Below are 9,164 nucleotides of genomic sequence, written 5' to 3' on the forward strand. Positions count from 1 at the left end.
TTCATTTAGTTTCTCTTCACATATTGGAGCGCTCCGTCAGCGGGCGATTTCCGGCTTGGTGCATGCCTTGAAGCCAATCAGATTCTGCGCTTCCTCGTAGCCGGACAGTGCGGCGCACTCCCGGAAGGCAGCGTGGCGGCAGCCGATGCACTGCTCCCGGGAAATGGTGCGGAGAGCTTCATTGATGGCTTCCCCGGTATGATCGTAGAACCGGGCAGCGCCGATCCGCTCATAGAGGCCCGTCTTTCGGAGCAGTTCAAGCGGCTGGGGCTGAATAGAGGAGATAAGCAGCTTCCCGCCGGAACTCTCCAGATGCCGGACGAGCCCCGCCAGATTGCTCTCCCCTGTTGTATCCATGAACGGCACCTTGCTCATCCTTAGCAGGACCACACTCGGCTGCTCAGGCCCGGCTCCGGGCATCGTATTCTCGAAGCGGTAAGCCGCCCCGAAGAACAGCGGGCCTTCCACGTTGTAAATGCCGATCTGCGGGCAATCATGCTCCTTCGAGACCATATGCGGTCCCACTTTGACGGACTCCGGATCAGGAAGTACCTTGGACACGAGATGAACCTCGCCCATCCGCTTGACGAACAGGATGACGGCCAGCACGAGCCCCACTTCCACGGCCATCGTCAGATCGGCGAAGACCGTAAGCAGGAAGGTGATTAGCAGCACCAGCGAATCCCCCGTCTTCGTCTTGAGCAGATGAAGAAACGCCTTACGCTCGCTCATATTCCAGGCAACCACCATCAGGATCGGCGACATAGCCGCCAGAGGGATGCTTGAGGCATACGGAGCGAACAGCAGCAGAATCAGGAATACGACAACGCTATGGATCACGCCGGACAGCGGAGAAGCGGCTCCGCTCTTGATATTGGTGGCGGTCCGGGCAATCGCGCCTGTCGCCGGAATTCCGCCAAGCAGCGGAGCCGCGATATTGGCGATGCCTTGTCCGATCAGTTCGCGGTTGCTGTCATGCCGGCTTCCGGTCATACCATCAGCCACAACGGCCGACAGCAGAGACTCGATTGCGCCCAGCATGGCGATCAGGAACGCAGGCCGCAGCAGCGACCGGATACGCTCCCAGGTAATGACCGGGAAGTGAAAGCTCGGCAGCGTGCTTGGAATGTCTCCATAAGCCGAGCCGATCGTCGTGACCTTGCCGCTGAAGAACAGCGCCGCCAAGACGCTGGCAATAACGAGCCCGATCAACGAGCCCGGCACCTTGGGAGCGTACCGTTTACCCAGCAGCAGTACGGCCAGGCAGACTGCCGCCGTCACAATGCTGTATACGTTAACTGTAGAGAGATGAATACCGATTTCACGCATATTGTCCACGAACTTCTCATGCCGCTCCACACCCTTCAGGCCGAGGAAGCTGGCGATTTGCCCGGTAAAGATGATGACGGCGATTCCGGCGGTAAATCCGATCGTGACGGGCTTCGGAATGAATTTGATCAGCACGCCCAGCCGGAGCACGCCCATCAGGATAAGCATAATGCCGGCCATTATACCCGCGATAAGCAGATTCTCGTAGCCGTACTGCGCCCCGATGGCGAACAGAATCGGGATAAAAGCGCCGGTCGGGCCTCCGATCTGAAACTTCGAACCGCCGAATAGCGAGATCAGAATGCCGGCGACAATCGTCGTGTAAATGCCGTATTCCGGCTTAACGCCTGAGGCAATAGCAAAAGCCATTCCCAGAGGAATGGCAATAACGCCGACAATTATACCGGAAACAAGATCCTTTCGCAGAGAGCTCATACCATAGTTCTGAAATCGGCTCCATCCTATCATCTTTTAACCTTCTTTTCTTTGAATATCTGATTATTTGAATATATATGAAACATTACTCCTGTCTTTTTTCAATGTCAATCCTAAAGTCAAAGATTAATTGAGCCTGATTCATCTGAGAACGCTCTCAATCAGGCCGCACCGGAACCGCAGCCTTTATTCGCTGCGGATTTCCTCCAGCAGAGAGATAGCGTTTACCAGATGGTTATCGAAAATTTGCTTCGCCACGGCCAGCAGCTCCTTGATCAGCGGATCGCGGAGCGAATAGATAACAGAGGTTCCCTCCTTCACGCTGTTCACCACGTTCTTCGCCCGCAGAACGGAGAGCTGCTGCGATACGGCAGAGCCTTCTGACCCCAGAATCGCCTGCATCTCGTTGACGGTCTTCTCCCCTTCACTTAGCAGCTCCAGAATGCGGATGCGCATCGGATGAGCCAACGCCTTGAAAAATTCGCTTTTAAATTGCTGAATATCACTGTTCATTTCGCCCGTGCTCCTCACAGCTTCTCTCAATTCTTCTTCAAACTTTCCGCCTGTTATTTACAGCATACCCGTGAAATAAGCCGCACACAACCCCGGTTCGCCCTCGCCGCCTCCGGCTGCTGCGCTGACAAGCCCGAATCGCCAAGAACGCGGGAACCCGCCCTGCGCTAATAAGCTGCCGGATAGATGCGGAGGATTCCGGCTGTAAGCTCCACCGTGCCGCCAAGCGCCATAGGCTCGCCGAGACATTCGAACATAATCAGCGACTCCCCGAGCCGCATATAAGCCGTCCCGTCCTCTTCAATATCCTCCAGTGTGCCGGTCAGAACAGTCTTGCCCGACTCCATGAAGATCGCCGGTAGCTGCCCTGGAGCCGGAACGAGGTCTACCCATTTGATAAAGAGCTCGGGCAGCTCAAGCTCGGCCTCATATTCCTGTCCGGGCACCAGGGAGGAGCCGAGCCATTGTCCCTTGCCCTCGCCGTAGGCCGAGGAGAAATACACCTCGCCATGGCGCTCTCCGGCACGGGTTATCGTTATTCTCATACTCTGCTCCTCCTTACGGTATATCCTATTTTTTTACTTCGGTCGGCCGGTTTTGTCAAGTCAGCAGGTATTCCCTTCCCCCGAAGATCGCCGGACAGCCATATTGCCTTGAACAGCGGATAGCCGTATAGTGCTATACATAAGGAGGCGAACCGCTAAATGAAAGTTTCCCTGCTTCAACTCGACATCGCTTTCGGCAATCCTAAGGCCAATTACACCGCAGCGGAGCGCGCCATCCGTCTTGCCGCGCAAGGACAGCCGGACTGCATCCTGCTGCCCGAGCTGTGGACGACCGGCTATGACTTGACGCGTCTTGATGAAATGGCCGATCCGGGCGGCCAGGCCGCAGCAGCGTTTATCGGCGGCTTAGCCAAGGAATACGGCATCAATATTATCGCAGGCTCCACCGCCTGGCAGCGCGCGGAAGGTGTAACCAACACCATGTTCGCCGCGGACCGCGAAGGAGTTCCTGTCTTGGAATACAGCAAGCTGCATCTGTTCCGGCTCATGGATGAGCATCTGTATCTTCAGCCGGGCGCATCCAAAGGGCTGTTCCGTCTGGACGGTACACCCTGCGCCGGCGTCATCTGCTACGACATCCGGTTTCCGGAATGGATACGCGCGCACATGGTCTCCGGAGCGGAGGTGCTGTTCGTCTCTGCGGAATGGCCGCTGCCGCGCCTCGCCCACTGGCGCGCGCTGCTCATCAGCCGGGCAATTGAGAACCAGTGCTACGTAGTCGCCTGCAACCGGGCGGGGTCCGATCCCGCCAATGTTTTTGCGGGGCATTCCATGATTATTGATCCCTGGGGAGAAATCGTCTGTGAGGCGGGCGAAGGGGAGGAGATTATATCCGGTGAGCTTGACCTGGCCAAAGTGCGGGAAGCGCGCGGGCAAATCCCGGTATTTACCGACCGTAGACCCGAGATGTACAATTAAGCGCCAACACCCCTTTTTTACGCCAAAAAAAGAACCTCCCGCATGACGACGACCGTGAGGCGGGAGGTTCGGATGGATAACTGACGCGGGTAAAATGTGTCTATGATATTCCCCTTATGCCTGCTCTGCGTTATATACCTTGATATCCAACGGAGCGGCAAGGAATTCTTCCGCTTTGCCTACGAAACCGGTAAAGTGAGGGGTAGCGTTATGGATATCGACGGCCTCGGAATCGCGCCAGGCTTCGACCATAAGGAACACATTCTTTTTCTCCGAATGCTCGTACAGGTCATAGTACACGTTACCCTCTTCCGCTTGGCTCCCTGCAAGCAGCGGCTTGATTTCGGTCAGAAAGGCATCTCTTTTTTCCGGATTCACATGAAACGTAGCATGGATAATAATCATGATTTCTCTTTCCCTCCTTATCTTATTCCTCTATATTTTACGCCTTAAATCTATTTATTTCCATTCTGCGATTTTGTCGATAGGCAGACGGACCGAATTGAAGCCTTCCTCCGCCGCTTTGCCGATCGAGAGCAGCATGACGGGCACGTACCGATCCTTGTCCCAGCCGAAGGCTTCCGCGACCTTGTCCTTGTCATAACCGCCAATCGGATTCGTGTCGTAACCATGGGCCCGGGCCACCAGCATAAGCTGCATCGAGACAAGCCCTGTGTCAATCAGCAGGATTTCCCGCTTGACCTGCGGCGGCAGGACGGCAAGATGGCTGTTTATGCCCACCAGTTGTTTCTCCTTCACTTCAGCCGGCATCCATCCGCGCTCAACGGCGGTGCTGTAAATTTCCTCGGCATAGTCGAAGCTGTTCATGTCCCCGAATACCGCAATCACCGCTGAAGAAGTCTCCACCTGCTGCTTGTTGAAGCGGGCCAGCGGCGCCAGAACCGCTTTTCCTTCCGGGCTGTCAATCACAAGGAACCGCCAAGGCTGCATGTTGACCGTAGAGGGCGCAAGCGTCGCTTCCGTAAGGATTTGCGTCATTTCCTCTTTGCTGATTTTTACACTAGGGTCATATTTGCGAATGGAGCGCCGGCCGGTAAGAATCTCGGTAAAATCATTGTTAAGCGTCTTGTTCATCAGTAGATCTCTCCTTCGTATAAAAAAGATTGTTCGATTCGGATGTGTTCAGTCTGGGAAACTCTAATTCTATATAAATTGTAAAAGATTAATTTTTATATGATTTATGTTACAAGCCGTTCATTCATCAAGAAAAAGAGAAGCTCTACAGGATGGCCTATGTGTACATGAGAAATGAGGCGGATTCATTGGAGGTTTTTCAGGAGACCGTCTATAAGGCGTTCAAGTCGATATCCACGCTGCAGGACACCCGGTATTTTTCCACCTGGCTCACGCGGATTCTGATTAATACGGCCATCGCCCACTTAAAAAAGAACCGCAATGTTACCGTAATGAGTCCGGAAGTGCTTGAACATATTGGGGATTCGTATCAGTTCCAGCTAGAGGATCAGCTCGATCTTCTTCAGGCCTTAGAGACGCTTGAGGAGAAATATAGGACGGTGCTGCTGCTTCGCTACTACAAAGATTATTCGGTTAAACAGATTTCTGAAATTGTGGACTGCCCGGAAGGAACGGTAAAGACGAACATTCACCGGGGCCTATCGATTCTGCGGAAAAAGCTGAAAGGAGCCGCTTGCGATGATCCAAGAAATTCATTCCTTTAAAAAAGAAATCGACAACATTCCCGTACCCTATGACAAGCTGGACGCTATCATTACGAGGACGGTTCAAGCAACCGAAGCAGACAAGAGGACGAAGATACGAAAAAAAATAGCGTATACGGCGGGGGCGGCGGCCGTTGCATGCGGTCTGCTGTTCGGTTCGGCGGCCTTGTCTCCGGCAATGGCAAGCATTGTGTCCAAAATTCCGGTCATTGGGTCAGTATTCAGCCAGTACGGAGACAGCGGTTTGAAGCGCGTAAGCGAAAATGGATTAACTTCAGCGGTTGGCATGAACAAAGTATCCGGCGGCGACTCGCTTACCATCAATGAGGTGTTCTACGACGGGACACGTTTAAGTATCGGGTACTCGCTGAAGACGGAGAAGCCGATGGGAAAAGCTTATACTAATTTAAGGACAGGTCTCACTGTCAATGGAAAAGTGCAGGGTTCCTTCGGCGGTGAAAAACAAACGAAAATCACCCCGACCTATCGTACCGGTATTTTGGAACTCGACTCTCCGGCGAAGTTACCGGATCGGTTCGAGCTTGGGCTGAACCTTAGCACCGAGGATAGACAAAAGAAATGGGACTTCACCATACCTGTCACCAAGCAGTCTGGCACCAAGCTCATCGCGATCGGCCATAAGCAGCAATCCGGCGGAGTTGACCTGACGGTATCCGACCTGGTGATTGGACCGGCGGGAGTACGGCTTACCTTTAGCGCGGTATCCGAAGACCAAGACTCGGTCGCCTATCTATTAGTCAGAGTGGTTGATGAAGCGGGACATGAACTGGGTTCCCAATCGGGTGGAATCCGAAGTCAATTCCGGGATGGTAAATATTATTCCACCGGCACCCAGCTGTTCGATCCGCTTCCAGCCGGTACAAAAACCTTAACATTCACTCCTCGTCTGTCTTTTCCAAGCATGGGCGGCGGGGTTGCGATTGACCCAGACGGCACAGAGACACCGATCGAATTCACTCCTCCTCAAGCATCGAAAAAAATCAAATTTGACAGTTTCACCGTGACCCTGCCTTAAGGTTCGTACACATGACAATTAGGAGCTTACTGAGTTCAGGAGCATTCCTTTGTATTTTAGCGGGAGTGTCCAATAAACCATAGATACGGCTGCGGCGGCGCCCTTTTATTGAGGTGTACCAGCCCCTTCAATTTGAAATGCCGCAACAGCTATTCGACATTTGGTCATACCGAAACATGAAAAGCAGGCCACCAGTTTTGGCCTGCTTTTTGTGATGCTCTACAATAATACATTGACTAACCCCCATATGTGCAAAGATGCTTCCATTCCCACTTCTTTAGTGGTTTTGGAGGTGTCTTTACAATTGGGAATTGACTCACCCGGAGGTACCAAGGGAGCGTAATAATCCCCGTCGCGTAAAGGCTGTTTTTCAGTTGGCCGCCTCGGCAGTTGCCTTGAGATCGGCAAGCCAGGCATTAAGCGAGGACGTTAGTGCCGCGCGCATGCCGTCGGGGTCGGCCGCTACTGGCGGACCGTCCCAGGACTCCGTGGTATGCACGACGACTCCTTTGGAGGTGGGAGTGATCGTCCACACGTGGACGCCCTCGATGCCTTGTGCTGGCCCTCCCCAAACGATACGCCGCATAGGGTCGACCTCGCGAATGGTGGAGACGATGGGCAGCCCGTGAGTCTCCCACTGGAAGGTGCTTCCCACCGCGAGCGGACCGGATAACCGGGCCTTAGAGACGTTTTTCTGCCAAGTTGGCCACTGGTCAATACCAGTCTGTATCCGCCATACGGTCTGCTGCGAAGCTTCGATTTCGATGGAAAGGTCCACTATGACCTGGGCGTTTCGGTCAACATCGACAGTGACCCGTTGGGAATCATCGAAGTACCTCACACTAAAAATCACCCCGCCAATCAGAATTAGTATCAGTACAAGAAAGCTCATCGTGAATGCTTTTGACTTAAACAATCTTTTCAACATATTTCATCTCTCCTTAGTGATTAATTTCATAAACGGTCTAAAGCTTGTTACAACTTTACTTTATTTTATTAATCAATCAATAACTATTGTGCAATAGATGCCCTGCTCTTCAATGCTAAAACAGTCGAAGTAATACCTTCCTGGAATGGCGTTGCGGTGATCGGTCCGATTAGTCGTTTGTATTTGTCTCCGCTTAGTGTCAGCGGATCTTCGGTTAGATAAAGCATCTCAATGACTTCTTTCATGACGGGCACGCTCATGCCCAGCATCGATAAACCTAATTTTTTCAGTGGAATGACTGGTTTAACATGGCCACTTGCCGCTTGCGCAATCCGTACGATCTCCCGTCCCGATATGATCCCAGCCCCCGGTATATTCCAGTTCTGTCCGTAAGCGAAGTCTTTGCCTGCCAGCTCGGCAATCATGGCAGCCGCATCCGGTAAATAGATGAATTCGCGGGGAACATGCATGTTGCCGACGAAAAAAGCCATTTTCCCGGCAGCGATCGCTTCAAGGGTTGAACCTAAATACGAGGCTTCATTAGCCGTAGGTCCATAATAATCGGGCAAGCGAACAATCATAACTTTGGCCTTGCTCCACCGCTTGCTGAACAGCATCCGTTCATAGTCCAAGCGGACTTTTCCTTTTTTCGTATGAGGCTGCTTGGGATGCTCTTCTGTGACAAGATCCATCTGTTTTCTCCCATAAGGATAGATCCCGTCAATCGCTACAACTTTAATCGCAAGCCGTTCTGCCGCCTCCATCACCGATTCGCCTAGCGGTATCAGCTTGTTCGCCATCTCGTTATAGGGTACGTTCGCACAATGGAACAATACGTCCGCGCCGCCTGCTTGAGCTACAATATCATCAGGGCGCATTGCGTCCCCTACAGCCAGCGTCAAATGCGGGGGATTTCCAAGCTTTCCTGCAAAGTGCTCCAATTTCTGACGCGAACGCCCAAAAGCAATGGTACGTATCCCCCGTTTGACCAGTTCTTCCGTGATCGCTGCTCCCGTTCCGCCCGTTGCTCCAATTACAATCGCTTTTTCCATTTTCATCGACCTCATTTCGTGATTAGTTATTGATCAATTACTAACTTAAATTCATAATATCATCTAGTTATTGATTGGTCAATCACTAAATTAGAAATTTATTTTTTTAGTCTATCCTGAAATAACTCTATTTCATCATCTGATGGCGCCGCGTTAGCGTCATGGGTGTCTAAAACTTTATTTTTCGAAGACAGGAGAACATCCCGATGCATCCTCCCGAATGGAATCGGGATGTTCTTCGCCAAAAACCTGAAATTCTGCATCTTTTGGTCGCCTTGAGAACGGCTACTGTATCACATGCCTACGAAAGTACAGGTATTTCCCCCGCCCAGACTCAATTCAGTCAGTACCGCCTCAAATTCCTGTATGATCGCAGGAGTTTCCTTATGAATAAGCATTTTGGGTAAAAAAACTGCACTCAGGCAGGTTTACAGGGGACTGAACCCAAACCGCAACCCGCCTGACCCCGTCAATTGATGGCGGAGCGGCTTGCCCTAATTCCTGACCAGGCTCGGTGCAGGACCCGACGTATCCAACACAGAAGCCCGCAGGTCTTTCAATAACCGAAAGACCTGCGGGCTTCTTAACTTTTCGGAGCCGCATACCTATAACGCTACTCACTGGGCATACCGCTCACGCAGCATCTTCGCCGCTTCCAGTACCCTTGGATCGCCGTACCCAAGGCTG

10 protein-coding genes are annotated in these 9,164 nt (G+C 52.3%); 3 read left to right on the forward strand and 7 right to left on the reverse strand.

Translation table 11 applies throughout. From position 1 onward, the window contains the following. Positions 1–36 precede the first annotated feature (36 nt). From L691_RS0102855 to L691_RS0102865, 3 genes are all read right to left on the reverse strand, one after another. The gene (locus L691_RS0102855; protein ID WP_025688655.1) at positions 37–1,797 is read right to left on the reverse strand and encodes a SulP family inorganic anion transporter; all 1,761 of its coding nucleotides are present in this window, start codon (positions 1,795–1,797) and stop codon (positions 37–39) included. Between the two features lie 153 nt (positions 1,798–1,950). Continuing rightward, positions 1,951–2,277: an ArsR/SmtB family transcription factor gene (locus L691_RS0102860; RefSeq protein WP_025688657.1), complete on the reverse strand. Its 327-nt coding sequence runs from the start codon at positions 2,275–2,277 to the stop codon at positions 1,951–1,953. A 167-nt stretch (positions 2,278–2,444) separates the two neighbouring features. Then, on the reverse strand, positions 2,445–2,822 hold the full coding sequence (locus L691_RS0102865; RefSeq protein ID WP_025688659.1) for a hypothetical protein: 378 nt from the start codon (positions 2,820–2,822) through the stop codon (positions 2,445–2,447). 159 nt (positions 2,823–2,981) lie between these two features. Between L691_RS0102865 and L691_RS0102870 the strand changes: the two genes are divergently transcribed. Continuing rightward, entirely contained in the window at positions 2,982–3,761 is a 780-nt protein-coding gene (locus L691_RS0102870; RefSeq protein ID WP_025688660.1) for a carbon-nitrogen family hydrolase, read from the forward strand. 114 nt (positions 3,762–3,875) lie between these two features. Here the strand turns inward: L691_RS0102870 and L691_RS0102875 are convergent, their stop codons facing one another. Beyond that, positions 3,876–4,166, reverse strand: coding sequence for a putative quinol monooxygenase (locus L691_RS0102875; protein ID WP_025688662.1), 291 nt, complete (start codon positions 4,164–4,166; stop codon positions 3,876–3,878). 54 nt (positions 4,167–4,220) lie between these two features. Next, on the reverse strand, positions 4,221–4,856 hold the full coding sequence (locus tag L691_RS0102880; protein WP_036734929.1) for a nitroreductase family protein: 636 nt from the start codon (positions 4,854–4,856) through the stop codon (positions 4,221–4,223). A gap of 167 nt (positions 4,857–5,023) precedes the next feature. On the opposite strand from L691_RS0102880, the gene L691_RS0102885 reads away from it, so the two are divergent. Both L691_RS0102885 and L691_RS0102890 read left to right on the forward strand, forming a co-directional pair. After that, positions 5,024–5,461, forward strand: a complete 438-nt coding sequence (locus L691_RS0102885) for a sigma-70 family RNA polymerase sigma factor (RefSeq protein ID WP_408634728.1) — start codon at positions 5,024–5,026, stop codon at positions 5,459–5,461. Further along, the gene (locus L691_RS0102890) at positions 5,436–6,497 is read left to right on the forward strand and encodes a DUF4179 domain-containing protein (protein WP_025688667.1); all 1,062 of its coding nucleotides are present in this window, start codon (positions 5,436–5,438) and stop codon (positions 6,495–6,497) included. Before L691_RS0102885 ends, L691_RS0102890 begins: the two co-directional genes overlap by 26 nt. Positions 6,498–6,867: 370 nt before the next feature. On the opposite strand, the gene L691_RS27645 is transcribed toward L691_RS0102890, so the two are convergent. Both L691_RS27645 and L691_RS0102900 read right to left on the reverse strand, forming a co-directional pair. Further along, positions 6,868–7,425 carry an SRPBCC family protein gene (locus tag L691_RS27645; RefSeq protein WP_025688668.1) on the reverse strand — a complete coding sequence of 186 codons (558 nt, stop codon included), beginning with the start codon at positions 7,423–7,425 and terminating at the stop codon, positions 6,868–6,870. Between the two features lie 83 nt (positions 7,426–7,508). Further along, on the reverse strand, positions 7,509–8,477 hold the full coding sequence (locus L691_RS0102900) for an SDR family NAD(P)-dependent oxidoreductase (RefSeq protein WP_025688669.1): 969 nt from the start codon (positions 8,475–8,477) through the stop codon (positions 7,509–7,511). Positions 8,478–9,164 lie beyond the last annotated feature (687 nt).

The organism is Paenibacillus zanthoxyli JH29 (genome assembly GCF_000520715.1).
In the GTDB taxonomy this organism is placed as follows: domain Bacteria; phylum Bacillota; class Bacilli; order Paenibacillales; family Paenibacillaceae; genus Paenibacillus_AQ; species Paenibacillus_AQ zanthoxyli.

Excerpts from the sequence above, each read along its gene's own strand:
- L691_RS0102855 (WP_025688655.1), bottom strand. The coding sequence starts at position 1,797 with ATGATAGGATGGAGCCGATTTCAGAACTATGGTATGAGCTCTCTGCGA.
- L691_RS0102860 (WP_025688657.1), bottom strand. The coding sequence starts at position 2,277 with ATGAACAGTGATATTCAGCAATTTAAAAGCGAATTTTTCAAGGCGTTG.
- L691_RS0102865 (WP_025688659.1), bottom strand. The coding sequence starts at position 2,822 with ATGAGAATAACGATAACCCGTGCCGGAGAGCGCCATGGCGAGGTGTAT.
- L691_RS0102870 (WP_025688660.1), top strand. The coding sequence starts at position 2,982 with ATGAAAGTTTCCCTGCTTCAACTCGACATCGCTTTCGGCAATCCTAAG.
- L691_RS0102875 (WP_025688662.1), bottom strand. The coding sequence starts at position 4,166 with ATGATTATTATCCATGCTACGTTTCATGTGAATCCGGAAAAAAGAGAT.
- L691_RS0102880 (WP_036734929.1), bottom strand. The coding sequence starts at position 4,856 with ATGAACAAGACGCTTAACAATGATTTTACCGAGATTCTTACCGGCCGG.
- L691_RS0102885 (WP_408634728.1), top strand. The coding sequence starts at position 5,024 with ATGAGAAATGAGGCGGATTCATTGGAGGTTTTTCAGGAGACCGTCTAT.
- L691_RS0102890 (WP_025688667.1), top strand. The coding sequence starts at position 5,436 with ATGATCCAAGAAATTCATTCCTTTAAAAAAGAAATCGACAACATTCCC.
- L691_RS27645 (WP_025688668.1), bottom strand. The coding sequence starts at position 7,425 with ATGTTGAAAAGATTGTTTAAGTCAAAAGCATTCACGATGAGCTTTCTT.
- L691_RS0102900 (WP_025688669.1), bottom strand. The coding sequence starts at position 8,477 with ATGGAAAAAGCGATTGTAATTGGAGCAACGGGCGGAACGGGAGCAGCG.